Below are 20518 nucleotides of genomic sequence, written 5' to 3' on the forward strand. Positions count from 1 at the left end.
AAAATAATAATGAGTGGAAATATTTTAATTATTGAAGATGATCCGGATGTGCGCTTCAGTGCCGAATTTATCTTGGAAGAGGGTGGTTATCAAGTCCATCAGGCAGAGTGTCCACTACAGGCACTGCATCGCTTAGAACAAGGGGAAGTCTTTGACTTGATATTGCTTGATATGAACTTTAGTTTGGACACAACACAAGGTGATGAAGGGCTAAATTTTTTAAATCAGCCAGTTGTTCGCAACAGTACAACGCCCGTTGTGGCAATGACAGGTTGGGCGAACATTGAACTGGCGATTAAAACCATGCAAGCGGGGGCGAGTGACTTTCTAGAGAAACCCTGGACCTACGACAAGCTTTTGAATTGTGTTAAACAGCAGTTTACGGTTGGCAAAAAGAAAAAGGGGCAAGTTGATTCAGACAAAGAAAGCTATGAGTGGCGTTCTAATACCATGCTAAAAGCGATTGCGCTACTGAGAAAGGTTGCAAAAAGTGATGCTTCCATTTTATTACTTGGAGAGAATGGAACTGGGAAGACATTTCTGGCAACTAAGGTGCACAAACTGTCCAGCCGAGCCGACAACCCTTTGGTTACATTGAACATGGGCGCTATCCCCTTTGATCTTTTCGAAAGTGAACTGTTTGGGCATCGTAAAGGGGCTTTTACTGGAGCGAGCCAAACCCGGGCAGGTAAGTTTGAACTTGCTAAAGGGGGCACCTTGTTTCTGGATGAAATTGCGAATACACCGCTTAGTCACCAGAATAAATTGCTCCGGGTTTTAGAAACCGGTGAGTTTGAAGCTGTGGGCTCTAATGATACCTTGTCAGCAGATGCAAGAGTAATTTCAGCGACAAATGCGAACTTCAATGAGCTGATAGAAAAAGGGGAGTTTCGACAGGATCTGTTTTATCGTCTAAATACCATCACGGTGACAATACCGCCGCTTCGGGCCTGTCAGGCTGATATTATTCCCTTGGCGTATTATTTTCTGTCTCTGTACTGTGAAAAGTATGAGCGAACGATGATGCGGTTCAGCGATAAAGTAGAAGCATTACTTAAAGCGTATTACTGGCCCGGTAACGTGCGTGAGTTGTCTCATATGATGGAGCGCTTCTCTTTGGTTGTTGATGGTACTGAAATTACTGAGCAGGACCTGCCAGAATCTGTTTCTAAGGTACCTGTGCAATTAGAACCACAATGGGATGTTGAAAGCTTACCAACGCTGAAGGACTCTGAAGAGCGACTAATTGCCAGGGCATTGGAACTCAATCATGGTAATACCAAAAAAGCCGCCGAGGCGTTAGGTCTGACACTTAGTGCAATGTACCGGCGGTTGGATAAGATGAACCATGGAGCCAGCGATGCACAGAGTTAGCTCGTATGAGCGCGGTACGCTTTATGCTTATATTGTTTTGAGCTGCGTGCTTTTACTGATTCTCTACCTGGCAGAGACGTTTGGCCTGATATCAAGTGTCGCTCTTGTGACTCTCTCGGCTGTGATTGGCATTACATTATATGTGCATTTTCTGTGGTGTAAGAAGTTAACCCTTCCTTCTTTAAACGCGGTGTATGAGCATGCAGAGGCGATACGTCAGGAGGATTATAATCGCCGCGCAAAAAAGGTATATAGTCGGGGCGTCTTTCCAAGGATAGCTGACAGTTTAACCCGTATCAGCGAAGAGCAGCTGTTTGAAAAAGAGAGCAGACAAAGTAATGCCTTGATTATCTTTCAGATTATGCAAGATATACAGTCTCCTGTGATCATTATCACTGAGAATAATAAGCTCCACAGTGCAAACCCTGCCTATAAAAAGCTCTACAATCGCCCCTGGGAGCTGGACAGACATATAGATGTTGCCCGGTTAAATTTAAGCTTTAACGCTGGAAGCTGGTCTATCTCTGATCCTGCCTTAGCCCGCTATTGGAATGTCGAGGCGGGTGCATTCAGAGATGGTGAGCAGACCTTTCATTTGGTTATTTTTTCAAATGTTGAGGCTTCACTTTACAATGAAGCCGCAGCTTCTCAAAGCCAGATGTTCAGAGTTATGAATCATGAAGTGCGTAATTCACTCACACCTATTCAGTCTCTGGCGCAGGCCCTCAAGCTTCAGCCGACAATGTCAGAGAAAAATGGCAAGGCACTTCAGACTATAGTTAATCGCTGCGACAGCCTAATGACATTTATTCAGAGGTACAGTGAACTGCAAAAAGAGATCACGGTTAATAAAGAGAATCTAATATCCGGGAAACTAATTCGGGACATTGAGCCAATATTTGTTGATTTGAGTCTAAAAGTCACAGGTAAGAGTGTACCTGTTTTTGCAGATAGTGCTTTGCTGGAGCAGGTCCTCATTAATCTGATACAAAATGCCAGAGATGCGATGGCTGGCAAAGGTCAAGTTGAGCTGCTATTTAGTTCCGATTACCACTACGCGAAAATATTAGTGCGTGATTCGGGCTCCGGGATAACGAATGCTGACAATATATTTGTTCCCTTTTATACCACAAAACCAACCGGGCAAGGTGTTGGTTTGGCGTTGTCAAAACGTCTTATCCAGGCTCAGGGAGGGCGGATTTCTCTGACAAACCGAGCGGATCAAAGAGGTGCTGAAGCTTGTATCTTGCTACCACATTCAGGAAAAAGAGCTCAATAAGTATTGTCGAAAGTGAAAAAGGCGTTTTTCGGAATTGGCAAAGGCCTGTTTTTACACAAGAGTTTTTGATGTAAAAGTAAATAAAAACAATGCTTTACAATCTGGCATTTAACTTGCTTTATCTAGGTAAAGTTCACATGAGTTTTCTTAAGTATGGATGTAGTTAAACCCAAAGACTCTAAAAGCACCGTAAAAGCATATTCGTTTTATCTATTAGTCGCTGTTGTATTCACCGGTGTTTTTATCTGGTATCTCACGAGTGAGAACAAAGAGTTTGTCAACAGAGATGAATTACTCATAGCGTCCGTCAGTCAGGGAGATCTGACACTCAGTGTGAGTGGATTTGGGGTAATGCAATCGGCTGAACAAAAATTGGTTACCGCTTTTGTGAATGCAACTGTTGACTCAATTGAGTTGAAGCCAGGTGCCGCTGTGTCACCCGGTGTGGTGATCATGACGCTTAGCAATCCGCAGCTTTTACAAGATGTTGAAGTCGCAAAAAATCAACTAACTGTAGCACAAGGCGAGTTTAGGCGGGTTGTTCTGACCAACAAGCGCAAGAAATTGGATGAAGAAGCTGAACTGGCACGGTTACAGTCTGAGCTAGAGGGTGAGTTGCTGCGTCTTAAAGCAGAGGAGTCACTTGTAGAAAAAGGGATTGTGTCCAAACTCAGTTATCAGTCATCGCTCTTAAAGGTACAGCAGCTGGAAAGGGACATTAACACACAGAAAAATCGACTGATACAACTGGTGGAATTTAATGCCGAAGAAGAGGACATGCAGCTGAGTCAGGTGAAACAAAGACAAAGTTATTTATCTTTTGTTCAGGAGCAACTTGATCGTCTCGTAATAAAAGCAGATATGGAAGGTGTGCTGTTACGTTCTCCAGTTTCGCTTGGGCAAAGTGTGAGCGCAGGTCAGGAGCTTGCTCTGATAGGTAGTACGAAATCGCTTAATGCACAGATCCGAATTTCACAAAATGAAATTGATAATGTTCAGCTGGAACAAAGTGCCCAGGTTCGCATCAAAAATGAAATTATCTCCGGATTTGTCAGACGTATTTCCCCTGAAGTTCAAGATGGCAGCGTGTTGGTTGAAATTGGGTTTGATGATGCACTTTCTTCTGCTGCTCGCCCTGAAATGATGGTTGAAGCCAGTATCACAACCAGCACCATCAAAGAGGCTCTGTATATTCGCAGACCACCTGGAGTACAGCCAAACAGAACAGCCAAGATATTCAAACTTAATCCGGATACAGACAATGCTGTTAGCACATCAATCCGGTTCGGAAAAGAGTCAGGCAAGTACATTCTGATACTTGATGGAGTCGCAATGAACGATCAACTGATCATTTCCGATATGAAATCTTACAAGAATAAAAATACTTTATATCTGCGTTGAGCAGTAAAAAGGAAATAGCCAATGTCAAAACCAACAATTGAATTACGTAATCTCACCAAAGTTTACAGCACCGAAGAAATGGAAACTCATGCCTTACGAGGTGTAAGTATGGAAATCGCAGCGGGTGACTTTGTTTCTATTTGTGGTCCTTCGGGCTGCGGTAAATCAACGCTTTTGTCTATTCTGGGTCTTCTTGAACCCAGCACATCGGGTGATTACTTTATCGATGGGATGAATGTATCTCAGCTTTCACTGAGTAAGGCAGCAGAAGTACGCAATGAAAAAATTGGCTTTATTTTTCAATCGTTTAATTTGATTGACGAACTGACTGTGTACGACAATATTGCGTTACCAAAAAGGTATAGTGACAGAAACTTCAGTCGTAAGGAAATCTCTGAACGAGTAACTGAATGCCTTGAAATGGTAGATATGGTGCACAGAAGCAAGCATCGACCCTGGCAATTATCAGGTGGACAACAGCAGCGTGTTGCTATTGCCCGGGCACTGGTGAACCGCCCTTCGATTTTGTTGGTTGATGAGCCAACAGGCAACCTGGATTCAAAAAATGGTGATGCTGTGATGCAGCTGCTGGTTGACCTGAATGCAGCGGGTACAACCGTTTGTATGGTAACGCATGATCCGCGTTACGCCGATATGGCTACCAATAAGCTTCATCTTTTGGATGGAAAAATCATCAGTGGTATCGCACCACAAGGTGCCAATGCCTTTCATGGTAAGGAAGCGTCATGAATTCAGTTGCGTTTTCCCACGCCTGGAATAGCTTAAGGTATCAATTGAACTTTGCTTCGACTGTGGTGCTTACACTGGCCGTGACTCTGGGCACATTGCTGTGTTTGATTGGCCTGTACCTTGGTATGTTTGTCAACGATCTACCATACCCTAACAGTCGCAAACTGGTGGCTGTTGAACATACCTTAGAAAAGACTACGGGTGAATTCCTGATGACGGGAAGTCAAAACTATCAGTCGTTACTTGATTTATATACTGACTCAGAGGTCTTTGAGCATTCGAGTATCATGATTTTCGACCGGCTAGTGAATTCGGGTATGCAGGCTAAGCCAATCATAGATACGGTATTCACGACGTCTGAGTACTTTGAGCTGTTTGATGTTCAGATGGCACTGGGTCGTGGGTTAACAAATGGCCCACAAGCAAATCCAGTATCAGAAGCTGTGATTAGTTATCAGGTTTGGCAAAGCCAATATGACGGTGCAGAATCTGTACTCGACCAAAGCATTAGTATCAATGATACCGAGTATAAAATCGTGGGTGTCGTTGCGGATGCATTTAACGAGCCCAGTATTTTTGAGACAAAATTTAATGCCGGAGTTTGGTTACCTCTTGGCAACACTCCTTTACCATCCTGGCAATTGGACAATTGGCAGTATTTTTTTGGCGAATTTAAGTTTGTCGGAGAGCTTAGTGATCAATATTCCATTGACCAGGCCAGGCAGCTACTTAGCCAAGACTCACTTCGTAGCTTTTCTCATCATAATCAAGCTATTGAGTATTGGAATGATCTTCAGGTAAAAACCAATGTAAGATCACTGCGTGACGTGATTACCGCTGGCAATCAAGCCTTTGTCACTTTCTTGGTGATAGGTGCACTTACATTGCTACTGATAGCCTGTGTGAATCTGACTAACTTATTTTTGTCCAGAACGGCCAGCAAGCACAGAGAACTCTCTATTATCGCTTCACTGGGTGCCAAGAAAATTCACTTGTTTCGTTTACTCTGGAGTGAAGCTGCCATCCTGACTGTCAGCGCAGCCTTACTGTCATTACTGGTAGCGCAGGGCGGGTTTTCGCTGTTAAAGGCATTTGCGGCAGAACAGCTACCTCGGGTCTCAGAACTGCACCTTAGCGGGCAGCATATTTTCATTGCGATTAGCATAGCGCTGTTGCTGGCACTGGTTTTTTCAGTGGTGTCGATCAGTACAGTCAATTATCGCCGTTTGCAAGAAAGCCTGCAGTCGAGTGGTAAAGGCAGTGGTCAACAAATATCCAAAACTGTCAGGCACGGGTTAATTGTGAGTCAGGTATTCCTGATAAGCCTGCTGCTTGCAACTAATGTGAGCTTGCTCAAAACATCAATGTACAATATTTCTCATGACATTGATTTTAACATGCCCGGGCTCTACGACATCCAGCTTTCACACAGTGATACGGGGATGTCCAGTGAAACGTATAAGCAAAAAATGTACGAATTTGAGCAAATGCTTGTTCAAAGTGAACTTTTTGAATCAATCAGCATGTCGAATGCACATCCAATACTCTATGACTCGGAAAGTGTACCCATTAGCCCTTTAGAGCGGGAAAGCAATCAAGTATATGTCGCTGCTATGGGGGTTGATCATCGTTACTTTGATGTCACTGGTGTGGCTGTTGAATCGGGGCGGGGATTTAGCGAAGCTGAATACCGTAGTAAAGAGCCGGTTGCACTGGTAAGCAAAAAGTTGGCTGCAGCCCTTTTTGGAGAAACGGATGCGATTGGTAAAAGCATTGTTTTTCAAGGGAACTCCCAGCCTTTTAAGATTGTTGGTATCGCAGCTGACATCTATTTTCCACAGCATCAGAAGAATATAGCGACACTCTATACCACGGCAAATGACTTTCACCTTCATGCTGTAGTGAGAGCTGATATGGGAGTGTCCAGGCAGCAGCTGGTTGATTTACTGGGAGAGGTTGATAGTCGGTTTGCAGTTGATAGTTTTGAATCGGTAGAAACATTCCACAGCCGAACACTATTTCGAGACTTTGTCGTCATCGTTACTGTCATTGCGATTGGCTTAATCACCGTGTTTCTTGCTGTGATCGGTATTTACGGAGTGATGAGTTACAACACGCGAATGCGTCGCACTGAACTGGGTATTCGTATGGCACTCGGCGCAAAACCTTTAACCATTGTCAAAACTGTACTTGGTAGCAATGCTGTAAGCGCATCAATAGGGCTAGTAGGGAGCTTAGTAACAGGCCTGGTCATCGTAAAGGAGAACGTCGCTGGCATTAACAATATCGTAGACTTTGACTGGCTTGGTGTGTTTATTAGCGCAGCAATAGTGGTCTCCATTATAGTACTGGCCTGCATTATGTCACTGCTATCGATTGTAACTACTCCCCCTTCTCGTTCATTGAACAACGGGTTTGAGGAACATTAACTTAGCCATTTCAAGGCGCTATAACGTTAAAACTATCTGAAGGAACTTTGCAAATGAAAAGTGCAGTGATTACCATAAATATAGGTACTAAATACGCCAAAATGGCGGCGTTGACCATCCCTACTCATCAAGCGTACGCACAAAAAATTGGGGCAGATTTCATTGAAATTAACCAAGTGAATTTACCCTATATAGATACGGACTATTCCGCCTACTGGGCTAAGTTTGAACTACATAAATACCTCGATGAGTATGATCGAATTATCTATCTAGATCTGGATACAGTGGTTTTGCCACATTGCCCTAACTTATTGGAAGTCGTGCCAGAAAGCGCGTTTGGGGCTCTGTATGAGACCGATTTCGGTTTGGATCAAACAGAAGAAATCACCGACCATAAAAACAAAATGCCTGATATAGAGTGGGAAAAAGACTACTTTAATGTTGGTGTTATGGTGATGTCTAAATGCCACCAACCGGCATTTGTACTGACAGAGCAATGCCAAGGAGGTAAGTACTATCCGGAACAAACCTTACTCAACTATAATGTGCAGAAGCTGAACTTTGCGCAGTTTCACTTGGATGGAACATACAACCATATGTTTTTCTTGAATTTGGACAATTCGCGACGTGAACAAAGTAATATTTTGCACTATGCTGCTATTCCCCAAGAGGTCAGAGAGTTGCTTATTGCAGATGATCTGTCACGATTTGAAAAAGGGGATAAGCCGCTTGTGGCTGAAGAATTACCGGCTTTAATTGCGGAAAAAATTCCAGGCAAGCAGTTTGAAGACTTTCTCTATCAGCTGTATAAAGATGAAGAAATTGGGTTGAGTTGATTAAAATCCCTTCCTGATAAAGTGTTTTATATGGTGAGAGGGGGCACATAGCCCCCTTGTTTATTATCAATGTTGTGTCTTTGCTATCTTCCTTCTTCTATCCAGCCCTTGACCCAGGTGCCTGCCTCTTTGAGCTGGCTGTCGACAAAGTTCTGAGTGTTACAGGTTCCTTTTTGCCAAACTGCGCCGCTGCGAAAATCGTCAGAATAGTTCCAGTTGGTCCAGCTGATCTTTTTGCGTTTCATCAGGTCTATGTACTTTTGTGAACTGATTAAGTCGTTCGGGCCGTCACCATCGTAGTTTTGAGTGCCCCATTCACTGACAAAAACCGGCAACACATCGGATGCCTGATCCAACACTGAGCGGTGGTAGTCTTTATGCGATGCCGCGTAAAAGTGGAAAGTGTACATGATGTTGTCGAATGGCACTGGATCATTAATGACGTCCTGTACGCTTCCCCCCGTTGAGGCGCCAAAGGTTGACCAACCATGTGTCCCTATCAGGATCAGTGCATCAGGTTGGATAGCGCGGATCACCGGAATAATTTGCTCACTATAATGGCGAACTTCTGGCCAGCTGACGTCGTTTGGCTCATTGGCGATATCGTAAATCACATTGTTCCGGTTTTTGTTAGCACTGACAACGTCTGTGAAGAACTGTTTGGCCAGCGCCAGATTATAGTTCGGATCGCCCGGGTTGAGTTGATGCCAGTCTACCAGTACATACAAGCCGCGCTGGCTTGCCATGTCAATCAGGGTATTCATTTGCTGCGTGAATCCAACCGGGTCGGTCTCATAGCCGCCTTCTTGCACGTACAAGCTGAGACGCACGATATCTGCCTGCCAGTCTTGTGCAAGTACATCCAGAGAGGCATCGGTCAGGCACTTATTAAGCCCATACCATTGCAGGCCGTGGCTGCTCATGCCACGTAACTGGATCTTTTCTTGCTGTTCACTACACAGGTCGGTCCCGCAGACACTCAGCTTGCCATATCGTTCAACGGGCGTAATGCGATTACCCGAATCGCAGCGACCCAGGTATTGCCAGGCTGAGCTGGTGCCCGGCTCCGAGCGGGTCCACCAGTTTGCACGATAGAGTTTGTTCTGATGTTGCATTTTGTCATTGGTATTGGCATGGCTGGGGTTGCCTTGCCAGTCTGTTTGTGTCCAGTCTGGATAGGCATTAACGCCCTGGCAGCTTGCTGCATGCGCCTGGCTGAATACCAACCCGGCTGTGAGTGAAATTGCGATCAAATGTTGATAACTCATAATAATGCTCCTTTACATGTGTTGGGTCTGCCGGGATCTGCTGCGTATCAGAATAGATGCAGGTATCAAATTGCCAGCGGACCTTATCCAACATAACTGAGATTGAGCGCACTGAGATTAGACTTTGGTCTAGGTTTGATCCTTAAGTATTGCAATTAGATAGATGTGTGTTATTCGGCCACCAATATGCAGCTCTAACGGCAATCTGAGTGTTTGTGTCAGAGTCAGCAAGACGGTGTTTTGATATTAATTGATGGACCTCTATAGGGTATAGCTATAATCTTGTATCGTCCTCGCTGAAAAAATTAAATCAAAAAGGGAATGGGGAGATGCGGATATACCTATATCGAATGAAGCAGGCAATGAACCGGGTCATCATTAAGCGCAATATTGCGCTATATATCAGCCTTTTCTTGATGACGATTCTCCTGGGACTCCTCTCTCGTGCTTCATTTATTGAGTTGCCCAAGCTGCTCGCGCTTTATGCAGGAGACACACTGTGGGCTATGATGGTGTTCTGGTTGTTCTGCTGTATTCAGCCCGCGGCGCGCACCCGAATCATTATCTGTCTGGCTTTGGTATTTTCTTTTTCTATTGAATTCTCTCAGCTATATCAGGCGCAGTGGCTCAATGATATCCGCCATACCCGACTTGGTGCTTTGGTGCTGGGTTTTGGTTTTAAACTCAGTGATCTGGTGTGTTACTCGGTGGGCATTTTTAGTGCTGCGGGCTTGGATTGGTGGTGCTTTCGCAGGCAAGTACAATCGGCCTAAAAAAAGCCGCTTTTCCTGCATAAGGTTTGCTAATTAACGGTCTGATACTGGCCAGAGTGCCCCGGGTTTTATGTACCGCCACAGTTACTGGTGGTTACAAAGGGTGATTGGTTTATTCTGATGAAAGTGAAGGCAGATTAAAATTTGCCACATTGTGCTTATATCGGCACGTATTTTCGAATTTCCTCTGTCTCGCTTAATCATTTCTTCACTTTTTCTGATATAGTTTTGCGCTTACGATAGAGCCCAAGACCGATTCAAAAAGGCAAATTTAAATGAATGAAGCTCAATACGACTACCTGATTGTTGGCGCCGGCCTGTTTGGCGCTGTATTTGCGCGAGAAGCAACCGATCAGGGCAAGAAAGTGCTGGTGATTGATAAGCGTAATCACACTGGCGGAAATATCTACTGTGAACAGGTAGAAGGGATCAATGTGCATAAGTACGGTGCGCATATTTTTCATACCAGTAATCAGCAGGTATGGGATTATGTCAATCGTTTTGTGTCGTTTAACCATTACGTCAACTCGCCTGTCGCAAGGCATGAAGACAAGCTCTATAACCTACCTTTTAATATGAATACGTTTTACCAGTTGTGGGGAGTGACTACACCACAGCAGGCGAAAGACAAAATTGCTCAGGAGCGTGCGCCTTATGCCGATTTGTCGCCTAAAAATCTGGAAGAGCAGGCGTTATTTTTAGGTGGTCGCGACCTTTATGAAAAGCTGATTAAAGGCTATACCGAAAAGCAATGGGGCCGCCCGGCCACTGAGATACCTGCTTTTATTATTAAGCGACTTCCTTTTAGATTCACTTTCGACAACAACTATTTCAACGACCGCTATCAGGGGATCCCGATTGGGGGCTACAATGCTCTGACTGATGCGCTGCTTGACGGGGTAGAAGTTAAAACGGGTGTCAATTACTTTGAAAATGCCGAGAAATACAACCAAATGGCAGATAAAGTACTGTACACGGGTAAAATTGATGAGTTCTTTGAGTGTCAGTTTGGCAAGCTGGAATATCGTAGTTTGCATTTCGAAACAGAAGTGCTGGATGAAGAAAACTACCAGGGCAATGCCGTAGTCAACTACACTGAGCGTGACGTACCTTACACACGTATCCTGGAGCACAAGCACTTTGAATTTGGTACTCAGGAAAAAACTGTGGTCACCAAAGAATATCCGCATGAGTTCAGTAAAGACAATGAGCCTTACTACCCAATCAACGACGAAACTAACAATGCCCTGTTAGCTCGTTATCAGGAACTGGCAAAGACTGCGCCGTATGCAGACAAGTTTATTTTCGGTGGCCGTCTGGCGGACTACAAATATTATGATATGGATGACACCATTGAGGCGGCACTCGCGCTAACCAGTAAGGAATTGGCATAACATCATGAGTCGTAAAGTTTATATCGCAAGAAACTACCGTTCCAAGTTTGATGCGGCGGGTAAAGCCAAGATGGATTGCGAAACCATCTTGGAGAACAATGGCTGGAAAAACATTGGTTTTAAACAAACCTGGATCGCAAATTCGGTGCTGGGTACCTTGATCAGTGCGCTGGGTGTCAGCTGGGCCTTGTTGAGACTGAAATCGGGTAGTACCGTGTGTCTTCAGTACCCGTTTAACAAGTTCTATGGCTATTGTTTGTGGGGCGCCAAACTTAAAAACAGCAAAGTGCTGACGCTGGTACACGATGTGCGCAGCCTCAAAGGCAAGTATGGTCACTCTGAAAAAGAGATCAATATGCTCAATAAATCGGATCAGCTGATCGTACACAACGACAAGATGCGCGCCTGGTTTGAAGAGCAGAATATTCAAAGTGAGATCACCAATATTGAAGCATTTGATTATCTGCATACGGATAATCCGAACGCTCAGCGCACTCCAACGGACTATGACAAAATCCGTGTGGTCTTTGCCGGAAATATGGGGCCGTTTGTCTATGAGCTGGATGCCCTGGAGCGTGGTAACTTCAAGTTTGATCTGTATGGTGTTGGTTATGATGAGAAGAAAGTTAAAAACATCAACAATACCATGCTGGACTATAAGGGATGTTTTCCATCAGATAAAGTAATCGATCACATTGATGGAGACTTTGGTCTGGTTTGGTATGGTAACACACTGGATACCTGTGATGGTGTGACGGGTCAGTACCTTAAGTACAATAACCCGCATAAACTGTCGCTGTATTTGCTATGTGAAATGCCGATTATCATCTGGGATAAAGCGGCTATGGCCGATTTTGTTGAAGAGCAAGGGATAGGCTTCAAAGTAAGCTCACTGCGTGACATTAAAACCCGTCTTGCAGAGCTGACACCGGAGCAAATTGACCAGATGAAGCAAAATGTGCAGCGAGTTAAAGCGGATGTACAGTCCGGGCAATATCTAACACGTGCACTGGAAAGACTGTCCTAAGCAAGGCTGTCTTATATGAATCATGGCCAGAGCATTTTTATGCTGCTGGCCATTTCTGCGATTAACGGCGGCGTCTTCTGCCGAATAATAACAGGGCACTTAGCATCGCCCAGGGGCCGAATGAGCCTGAATCGTCATCGTCTTTGTCACCCCCGCCGTTATCCGGATTGGGATTGTCTTTTACTGTCACCGTAACGGTCGCAAAATCGCTGCCACCTTGTCCATCCTCAATATCGTATCGGAAGGTCTCAGTGCCTGAAAAGCCTGCGGCCGGGGTATATACCAAGGCATTGTCACTGATAGTCACCTGGCCCTGACCACGATAGTCGACTTTGCTGATCTTCAGCACATCGCCATCCACATCCTGGTCGTTGTCCAGTACTGCCAGCGAATTATTCTTAGAATCAAAGTCAAGGGTATAGGTATCGTTTTGCGCTTCAGGTGCATCGTTGACAGGTGTAACCGTGACCCTGAGTGTAAACGAGGCACTGGTCAACGAACCACTGGAGACTGTAACAGGCACGTTCAGTTCGCCATGAAAATTGCTCGCCGGTGTAATGGTGGTACCCGTTACCTGATAGTTTTGCCCGCCGGATAAAGTGAGGGTATCTAACGTCACAGCCCGGGCTAATATCAGATCGTCGGGTTTTATTTGTATGCTGCTATCTTCTGTGAGGCTCAGGGGCTTTTGTCCTGTGATTACAGGTGCAACATCACCAGTTGAGTCAGCATTGACGCTAAAGTTGCCCGTATTGACCGCAAAAAAGATATTGTCGTGGCATTTTACCTGAATTCGCGCCTGCTCAGTGCTGATGTTGCTAAGCTGTACCTCAGACTGGCCAGAGTTGGGAATACGTTTGGCCAGTTCAATGTCAAATGTCTTACCGCCGTCTTTGGAAAGCAATATATCGACATTTTCACAGGAAACGGGCGCACGCTCAGTACCTGCAGTGTGCCACTTTACCAGTTGCGTATTACCGCGCCACTGACTTGAGCTGTCAGGTAAGGTGACGGCAAAACCTTGTTCATTGCCAACCACAGAAACTTGCATTGCATCATCACTGACACCTCCCTGACCATCTCTGACAACCAGCCGAAAGTCGAGTTTGCGGGTTGTGGTTGCATAGGCTTCGCCGAAGCTCGGCTGGCCAGACAGTATGTCTGCCATTTTTGGCAATGTACGTTGTGGTGCATTATGCGGATTAAAGGCTCTGAACAGAGGACGTTTACCATCATCAACACTGTCGTCAGCTTTACTGGCTGACGCTCCGCCCAGGTTAAACTGTTGCCAGCTGTAGCTGAGTGTGTCCTGTGCTTTGCCTGTTGCGCTGCCGGTGAGGGTAAAGGGTGTACGGGCCGGAATGGTGTAGTCGGCACCCGCGTTCACTTCGGGGCGTGAATTGCCGCGCTCCGTATGCACACCACAGTTTTTGCCTGATGACATTCTGGCGTAATGATTCATCTGATCCAAAGAATGAATATGAAAATAAGGGTCTGAATTGGGCTGGAGATCCTGCTCGTCACAAATGCCGGTATAGCCCATGATGGTAGAGCCACTGCCCGGTTCATAGGCACTGTTTTCAGCCCGGTTACCGCCGCACGCGCCGGCTTCGCCATTAAAGGTATGATCTGCCCCCAGCTGATGGCCTATTTCGTGGGCAACATAATCGATATGAAAGGCATCGTTGGTTGGCGTTTCGCTACCCGTTATCCCCTCGGCCTTCAGTTCAGTACAGACCACTTCGAACCCGGCGAGACCGCCACCACCAGTCCCCACCAGATGGCCTATGTCATAGTTGTCGGCACCAATTCGGGTATTAATTTGTTCACTGATCTTGTCGATGTCTTCATCAGTGTTAGCGAATGGGTCTGTATCGGGGTCAAGAAAAAGTAACTTGTCATTGTCAGCAACCAGCTCAAACTTAATGGCAAGGTCACGTTCATAAACATCATTGATTCGATTGAGCATAGTGACCACGGCGGCCAGTGTTTTTTCTTTAGTGCCGCCATGAAAGCGAGCGTATTCGCCAGTGGTAGCAACGGCTATGCGGTAAGTGATCTGTGTGTTTGGTATGGCTTGTGGTGTGTTGTTTTGGGCAGCTTGTTCGAGCAGATGGTGCTGATGCAAGTCACTCTTGCGTTTTCTGGGGGCGTGCTGTTTGAACGCTTTTTTGCTTAGAGCCAGGCTGTTGTCATGATAGCTGCGGTAATGGTGTTCGCCCGATTGGGGTTGTGGGTCCAGATACACCTGCTGTCCCTGATGGTTAAATACACCATAGAAACCGTGTGGTCCCAAATCGAAACGGCCAGAATGAGCAGGATTGCCTTTCTCATGTCCACGGAAAGTTTTAATCCCCGGATACTTACCAGCTAGCTCCGGTGCCATAACCTGATTTGGTCTCACAATAAACTCAACCAGTTCACCGTTAGGTAAGGGGAGCATCAGCTCAATAGTCTGCGCTTGAGTCAGCTTTTCAAGCTGCGATGAAAGCGCATGATGATCCAACAGATAGTGACGCTGGGCGCTTTGTGCCGCAGTCCGCTGTTGCTCCAGAGTATGCCACATAGAGGGCGAGGCCAGTGCCGAAGTACACATAAATTGTGACAAGGCCAGTGCAATAAGGTGTTTTTTCATAATTGTATCCCATTGATATGCTTCAATAGAACTGTAACTGGTTAGATGGGGTTGCGGGGTATCAGATTGTCTGGCTTTTGTAGCAGTGCTGATACATATTGAGCTGCGCTATTCGTTTACTCTTAAAGGGCGTATCAGAGCATGCTCTCCCCCTGAGAAACCGCTTGGCGCAGATGCCGGGATTTCTTAACGTTTGGCGCGGCAGGGACGTTAATTAAACGAATTTAATGGACACATCCAGGGCTGTATGCGAAGGCCGCTTCTCGTGTGAAAAGCAGCCCGTTGAGTCTTCAGAGCAAAGCGCGATGCCGAATTTTCGGCGAAGTTAATTTACTCCAAATTGGTATAGGTTTAGCTTAGTAAACCGTTACATAGTTCACGTTGACTGCCCCTTCGTGGAACAGCTGGTTGAACTGATGGTAGTCCACATCAATCTTGACCATGGCATAATCTGTTTCCAGTGAGTAATCTCCGCCAACGGAGCGAGAGTATGTACATTCAGTTTGTGCATACAAGTAAACGGGCGAAGCGGGCTGCACAAAGTAGTTAATTACATGCTGATTACATCCTTGCAGGCGATATCCTGACTCCAGTAGCTGAGCTTTAATCTCCTGATACTGTCTGCCATATTCAATCACTTCATCAATACTGGCATATCCAGCTCTGACAGGCGCGTGCTCGCCTGGTGCGACTGCTGCAATTGCTGTGGTGCTTGCAAGTGAGAGTAATGTAACAAGTAACGCGTTTTTCATGGTTAAATTTCCTTTTTGATAGATATTAATCAACCCGTTTCCTGTGCGTCATTCGAATCATACGCACGTTGAAACAGCTTGATACAAGTCACTGTAGTCAGGCAGACATATGTGTTTGCCTTGCCCTACCACAGCTGAAGAAAACCAATGGGGTATCTGCCCCTGTGTCTTTCTTAGGACCAATGTTGGTACATTATCATGAAACTTATGTTTCGATAAATAGACGAAATAAAGAAAGTTTTATTTATATAATTTTATTTTAGTGCAAAAATCATTCAAATTAACTTTCATTGTTGACTTTTATAGTTTGTATGTGTGTGCTCACTTATGGTGTGGGGTCGTTTAATGAATATTTTCATATTTAACCTGGCTTGCTCTTATGCAGATAACTTGAATACCCAATGTTTGTATTACATTTTGTTTATAAAATTTTGCCTAAGCGCGTTGCTTAACTAAGCTTAAGATCTGTCTTGCGCAAAATTAAGTGCCTATTGTCATGCTTATATTTCGAAACCTTCGGGTTTGCTTCGCTTGAGCACGTTCCAATGCGTGCAGTAACCCAAAACGCGGTGCACTATTTGCTACTGGTGTTGGCCTTGTTGTCGGCAAGTGTTCAGGCCGAACGTTTCTCTGTTCTGGTCTATCATGGTGCCAATCCACCTTATAATTATCTCGAAAAGGGAGAGCAGGCCGGGATCTTCAAGGATATTTTTGATCGAATTGGCGAGTTAACCGGCCACGAGTTTGAGTTTGTTCTGCTATCCGTTGCCCGGGGACATAAATCTTTTGAGTCTGGTGAAATTGATATTGAGCCAGGTGTGAATCCTAGCTGGCGACAGAGTTCGAGAGTGCCCGGTATTTACAGTATCGACTACGCCTTCTCACGGGAAGTTGTGTTGGGGCGTAAAGAGGCGAATTCTACACAGCAACCTGAGTCATTTTATGGCAAGGTCATGGGACGTGTGAGAGGTTATCGCTACGGACCATTTGAGCGACATTTTGGCCCCGGGAAAATTGCAGTGTACGACAATATTTCGGAAAGAGAATTGTTAGTTCAGCTGGCACATACCCGCCTTGATTATATCATGATCGGTGATGTCACGGCGGCTTACTACATCGCAAACTATCCTGCTTACAGAGGTTTTAAGGAAGTCTATGAAATAAGTAAGTTACCTGTGTCTATGCGCATTCAACCAAAAAGAGCAGAATTAAAACGAGAAATAGATCAGGCATTAAGGCACATGCTGGAACAAGGTGAGATAACTCAGATTTACCACAAATATGGCATCACCATGCTCCCGCTTTGATTTGCGCCTACCTATCTAGCACTAAGCCTCCTTGTCTGGCTGGCATTTTCACGCTGCTTCTAAGCGATTCAGGTCTCAGAGAACATGCACTTAAGTCATTGTTAATTAAACCGTTCCAAAAGTGTTGTTCGTCATTTAGATGAAGTTATAGTGCAATCAATCTTACGCAACGCTGTAAAATTTTTGTTACATTTAAGTGTTTAAAATACAAACTAATGATCAGCGAGTAACTAAATTTTCCGCTGGTCGTGCCAGTTGTTTTTTTCACCATGATTATTGATTTTTATGTGTATCTCAGATTATTTCTAGATTGCTTTTTGAGCAATAACCTTACAAGGATACAACATGAAAATTACAATTTTGGCCGCTGCAGTCATGTCACTGTCAGCTGGTTATGTCTCTGCAAATACGCAACAGTCAGGCCTGCCTGATATTACTCCATCTGTCGTTGGTGGAATTGAAACTCCCGCTTATTCAAGGCCATATCAGGTTGCTTTGTTAATGAATGGACGTCAGGGCTGTGGTGGTACCTTGCTGAGTGAAAACTGGGTACTTACTGCTGCACACTGTTTAGATAATGCTTCTACGGCTAGCCTGACAGTACGTGTTGGTGCCCATTCAATCAGTCGTGGAGATGGCGATACACTGAGGGTATCTCAGATTATCATGCATGAGAATTGGCGCGGTGCGAACGGGATACGTTCAGGCTATGATATTGCTGTGCTACGCCTGGCCACTCCGGCGGCAAGCAAGTATACCCCAGCTAAGCTACCCACCCAGTCCATTGCCGATCAGTATGCCGGTATTGGTGATTATCCAACGGTTTCTGGTTGGGGACTGACCTCTAACCGCGGCCGTCCGAGCGATGTACTTCGTGAAGCACAGCTACCAGTGATCTCCAATGCCAGTTGTAGCAGCCAGCTGAGCTTTAATATCCCGGGCTCAGTCATTTGTGGCGGAGGTGAGGGCGGCCGTTCAGCGTGTAATGGCGACAGTGGTGGCCCTTATGCCGTGCGTGTCGGGAATGATTTCTACAGTATCGGTACTGTCAGCTGGGGCATAGCCTGTTCAGGTGCAACCGCATTCACCAGAACAACCAGTTATCTCAACTGGATCGAGCAAAAAACAGGCCTTACACCGGATAACCCGACAGATGCCAAACCGGTTGCTGATTTCAGCTCATTGGTATCAGGTATGACGGTTAGCTTTGCCAACCGCGCAACCGATGACAAGGGGATCACAGCGTATGACTGGAACTTCGGTGATGGCAATCGTTCCAGCGCCGCGAACCCAAGCCATACCTATGCGGCCGATGGTGATTACAATGTCACTCTAACAGTGACTGATACCGCACAGCAAACGTCCAGCGTATCGAAAGTCGTCTCTGTTGGTGAGCCACCGGTATGCGATGTTGAAGCCTGGAACCGTTCAGTGTCATACGCATTAGGCGACAAGGTGTCTTATCAGGGCAGCATCTACGAGGCTATCTGGTGGTCTGCGGGTGCACAGCCAGATTTGTATCCTAATGTCTGGAAGAAGTTAGATAACTGCAACGGGTCAGGCGATCCTGCTCCTGTGGCTGGCTTTACTGTGGCTCAGTCAGGTCTGACAGTTACCCTGACCAATACCAGCACTGACAACGGCCAGATAGTGTCAAGCCAGTGGCAATTTGGAGATGGTCAGAGTGCCTCTCAGCCTTCTGTGACTCATACTTATGGCGCAGCAGGGCGCTACACAATTCGTTTGACTGTAACCGATGATCAGGGCCAAAGCAGCACCCTTGCTAAAGAAGTGGTTGTTGGTGGGGATGATAACTGTCAGGGTCTGCCTGCCTGGAATGCGAGCTCGATTTACAACACGGGAGACCGGGTTGCCAAAAGTGGTGTAGTGTACGAAGCGCAGTGGTGGGTGCAGGGCGAAGATCCGGCTCAGTCTGGTCCCTGGGGCCCATGGAAGTCTGTAGGCAACTGTAACTAGTCGCTTTTTTGCTCAGTCCTAGGTAATCTATCAGCAATGAGACGTAAAGTTAGAAGACCATGGGACTGAGTAACCAGGCACACAGTGAACTACGCAGATTGGGTGAGCGCGTTAAAAAAGTGCTCACCGCTATCATGCGGGCATTACCCCCACAAGCACAGACCATTGGCGGCTTTGCCCGCCACATAGGGTGTCACCGTTCAACCAGCCAGCGATTATTTAATGCCAACAAAGCCAAATCTGGTGAGCAAGTTCTTTACCATTTACCCGGTCTACAGGCTTTGGACGCATTGGGCAGTCAGCTGCAAGGCCATATTCCGGATAACCTGGCAGCCCAGTGGTGTCAGGTCAGCCAACGTTTTGCCGCAACCATGCCTCAGTACGCCAGAAGTCATGCCGAGTTAAAACGCTTACTGGCAGATGATGAAGAGAACAAAGTGAAAACACCGAATGGCAATGTGTCAGGTCAGGATAAGCGTGCCCAACTCTACTATGCAGCCAAGTCTTTGCTGGGTATGAGTATGGATGAAATCTTTTGCGCTTATGTGTTAACCCGTGGGCGAGGCCGGGAAGGGTTCTTGCAAGAAGTGGCTATGATCAGCAAGTCGCAAGTAACGCGAGAAACCGGCGCAGCGCCTTTTGTACAGTTTTACACTCACCCTCACAGTGATGATTTCATCGCGCCACTGAACATTGATAAGCGTAGTCGGGTCGAATCCAAGCAATTTAGCATTGGTATAGCACAAGAGTTATCGACCCCGGGCTTACTGAACGCATTTGCCAGCTATTCCCCCGGAAATAGCGGGTTGGTGTTCGATCCTATTCCAGGTTATGAACACTTTGATGCAACGTTTATTTTCAATAACCCCGATGAGCTGGTTGACCCTTTGAGTCACGCCAGTAAATGCAGTTCCACCAGTATTTCAATTAAAAACCCGGCCAAAAAATTGCGGTTACTGGTTTTGATCGAAAAGCAGTTAGACCGTCACAGCTGTGTCAATGTAGGGTGTTATCACGGCAATCAAAAAGTAGAGGAAGGAAAGCTCAGTGTCGAAGATATGTGGACAGAGCGATTACCTGAATTTCCGGAACTGCGTTTAATTGATTTAGCCGCTGGTGTTCAGGCTTTGCATGGAGACAGTGCGCAGCAGCAAAAGCTTGATTATTTGTTCCGATACGCTGAGCTGGACCCTGCCAATTATAGCTGCTACTTGATGGAGGTGGATTACCCTATTTGGTCGACCACGTATCGTATTTACTTCGAACACCAATGAGTGACTTTGAACAATGTTGCCGCGCAATCTATAGTTTCAGGA

Annotated in this window: 15 protein-coding genes; 12 read left to right on the forward strand and 3 right to left on the reverse strand. The window is 45.8% G+C overall.

Translation table 11 applies throughout. The features are described 5' to 3' along the window. Positions 1-9: 9 nt before the first annotated feature. The 6 genes from NH568_RS21790 (at position 10) to NH568_RS21815 (ending at position 8069) form a co-directional block, all read left to right on the forward strand. Positions 10-1374 (forward strand): sigma-54 dependent transcriptional regulator, encoded by a 1365-nt coding sequence (locus NH568_RS21790; protein WP_253110174.1) that lies wholly within the window; start codon positions 10-12, stop codon positions 1372-1374. Further along, the gene (locus tag NH568_RS21795; RefSeq protein WP_253110176.1) at positions 1361-2653 is read left to right on the forward strand and encodes a HAMP domain-containing sensor histidine kinase; all 1293 of its coding nucleotides are present in this window, start codon (positions 1361-1363) and stop codon (positions 2651-2653) included. Before NH568_RS21790 ends, NH568_RS21795 begins: the two co-directional genes overlap by 14 nt. Before the next feature lie 153 nt (positions 2654-2806). Continuing rightward, positions 2807-4054 carry an HlyD family efflux transporter periplasmic adaptor subunit gene (locus NH568_RS21800; RefSeq protein WP_253110178.1) on the forward strand — a complete coding sequence of 416 codons (1248 nt, stop codon included), beginning with the start codon at positions 2807-2809 and terminating at the stop codon, positions 4052-4054. Between the two features lie 21 nt (positions 4055-4075). After that, on the forward strand, positions 4076-4804 hold the full coding sequence (locus NH568_RS21805) for an ABC transporter ATP-binding protein (protein WP_253110181.1): 729 nt from the start codon (positions 4076-4078) through the stop codon (positions 4802-4804). After that, a complete protein-coding gene (locus NH568_RS21810; RefSeq protein ID WP_253110184.1) occupies positions 4801-7233 on the forward strand; it encodes an ABC transporter permease in 2433 nt (810 codons plus the stop codon). Before NH568_RS21805 ends, NH568_RS21810 begins: the two co-directional genes overlap by 4 nt. A 53-nt stretch (positions 7234-7286) precedes the next feature. Further along, the gene (locus NH568_RS21815; RefSeq protein ID WP_253110187.1) at positions 7287-8069 is read left to right on the forward strand and encodes a glycosyltransferase; all 783 of its coding nucleotides are present in this window, start codon (positions 7287-7289) and stop codon (positions 8067-8069) included. Positions 8070-8152: 83 nt separating this feature from the next. Here the strand turns inward: NH568_RS21815 and NH568_RS21820 are convergent, their stop codons facing one another. After that, positions 8153-9337: a cellulase family glycosylhydrolase gene (locus NH568_RS21820; protein ID WP_253110190.1), complete on the reverse strand. Its 1185-nt coding sequence runs from the start codon at positions 9335-9337 to the stop codon at positions 8153-8155. A gap of 329 nt (positions 9338-9666) precedes the next feature. Here NH568_RS21820 and NH568_RS21825 point away from each other — a divergent pair, with 329 nt between their 5' ends. From NH568_RS21825 to NH568_RS21835, 3 genes are all read left to right on the forward strand, one after another. Then, positions 9667-10110: a DUF2809 domain-containing protein gene (locus tag NH568_RS21825; protein ID WP_253110193.1), complete on the forward strand. Its 444-nt coding sequence runs from the start codon at positions 9667-9669 to the stop codon at positions 10108-10110. Positions 10111-10385: 275 nt separating this feature from the next. After that, positions 10386-11504 (forward strand): UDP-galactopyranose mutase, encoded by a 1119-nt coding sequence (gene glf, locus NH568_RS21830; protein ID WP_253110196.1) that lies wholly within the window; start codon positions 10386-10388, stop codon positions 11502-11504. Between the two features lie 4 nt (positions 11505-11508). After that, positions 11509-12531 carry a hypothetical protein gene (locus NH568_RS21835; protein ID WP_253110198.1) on the forward strand — a complete coding sequence of 341 codons (1023 nt, stop codon included), beginning with the start codon at positions 11509-11511 and terminating at the stop codon, positions 12529-12531. A 61-nt stretch (positions 12532-12592) separates the two neighbouring features. On the opposite strand, the gene NH568_RS21840 is transcribed toward NH568_RS21835, so the two are convergent. Both NH568_RS21840 and NH568_RS21845 read right to left on the reverse strand, forming a co-directional pair. Further along, a complete protein-coding gene (locus NH568_RS21840; protein ID WP_253110201.1) occupies positions 12593-15166 on the reverse strand; it encodes a reprolysin-like metallopeptidase in 2574 nt (857 codons plus the stop codon). 356 nt (positions 15167-15522) lie between these two features. Then, positions 15523-15918: a hypothetical protein gene (locus NH568_RS21845; RefSeq protein ID WP_253110204.1), complete on the reverse strand. Its 396-nt coding sequence runs from the start codon at positions 15916-15918 to the stop codon at positions 15523-15525. A gap of 545 nt (positions 15919-16463) precedes the next feature. On the opposite strand from NH568_RS21845, the gene NH568_RS21850 reads away from it, so the two are divergent. From NH568_RS21850 to NH568_RS21860, 3 genes are all read left to right on the forward strand, one after another. Continuing rightward, positions 16464-17225 carry a transporter substrate-binding domain-containing protein gene (locus NH568_RS21850; RefSeq protein ID WP_253110206.1) on the forward strand — a complete coding sequence of 254 codons (762 nt, stop codon included), beginning with the start codon at positions 16464-16466 and terminating at the stop codon, positions 17223-17225. 345 nt (positions 17226-17570) lie between these two features. Further along, the gene (locus NH568_RS21855) at positions 17571-19202 is read left to right on the forward strand and encodes a trypsin-like serine protease (RefSeq protein WP_253110208.1); all 1632 of its coding nucleotides are present in this window, start codon (positions 17571-17573) and stop codon (positions 19200-19202) included. A 59-nt stretch (positions 19203-19261) separates the two neighbouring features. After that, positions 19262-20476: a hypothetical protein gene (locus NH568_RS21860; protein ID WP_253110210.1), complete on the forward strand. Its 1215-nt coding sequence runs from the start codon at positions 19262-19264 to the stop codon at positions 20474-20476. Positions 20477-20518: the final 42 nt, after the last annotated feature.

Source organism: Pseudoalteromonas sp. XMcav2-N (assembly GCF_024124545.1).
Classification (GTDB): domain Bacteria; phylum Pseudomonadota; class Gammaproteobacteria; order Enterobacterales; family Alteromonadaceae; genus Pseudoalteromonas.

Coding starts and splice junctions, on each gene's coding strand:
- NH568_RS21825 (WP_253110193.1), top strand. CDS start 9,667: ATGCGGATATACCTATATCGAATGAAGCAGGCAATGAACCGGGTCATC.
- NH568_RS21855 (WP_253110208.1), top strand. CDS start 17,571: ATGAAAATTACAATTTTGGCCGCTGCAGTCATGTCACTGTCAGCTGGT.
- NH568_RS21835 (WP_253110198.1), top strand. CDS start 11,509: ATGAGTCGTAAAGTTTATATCGCAAGAAACTACCGTTCCAAGTTTGAT.
- NH568_RS21815 (WP_253110187.1), top strand. CDS start 7,287: ATGAAAAGTGCAGTGATTACCATAAATATAGGTACTAAATACGCCAAA.
- NH568_RS21820 (WP_253110190.1), bottom strand. CDS start 9,337: ATGAGTTATCAACATTTGATCGCAATTTCACTCACAGCCGGGTTGGTA.
- NH568_RS21840 (WP_253110201.1), bottom strand. CDS start 15,166: ATGAAAAAACACCTTATTGCACTGGCCTTGTCACAATTTATGTGTACT.
- NH568_RS21795 (WP_253110176.1), top strand. CDS start 1,361: ATGCACAGAGTTAGCTCGTATGAGCGCGGTACGCTTTATGCTTATATT.
- NH568_RS21800 (WP_253110178.1), top strand. CDS start 2,807: ATGGATGTAGTTAAACCCAAAGACTCTAAAAGCACCGTAAAAGCATAT.
- glf (WP_253110196.1), top strand. CDS start 10,386: ATGAATGAAGCTCAATACGACTACCTGATTGTTGGCGCCGGCCTGTTT.
- NH568_RS21850 (WP_253110206.1), top strand. CDS start 16,464: ATGCGTGCAGTAACCCAAAACGCGGTGCACTATTTGCTACTGGTGTTG.
- NH568_RS21790 (WP_253110174.1), top strand. CDS start 10: ATGAGTGGAAATATTTTAATTATTGAAGATGATCCGGATGTGCGCTTC.
- NH568_RS21810 (WP_253110184.1), top strand. CDS start 4,801: ATGAATTCAGTTGCGTTTTCCCACGCCTGGAATAGCTTAAGGTATCAA.
- NH568_RS21805 (WP_253110181.1), top strand. CDS start 4,076: ATGTCAAAACCAACAATTGAATTACGTAATCTCACCAAAGTTTACAGC.
- NH568_RS21860 (WP_253110210.1), top strand. CDS start 19,262: ATGGGACTGAGTAACCAGGCACACAGTGAACTACGCAGATTGGGTGAG.
- NH568_RS21845 (WP_253110204.1), bottom strand. CDS start 15,918: ATGAAAAACGCGTTACTTGTTACATTACTCTCACTTGCAAGCACCACA.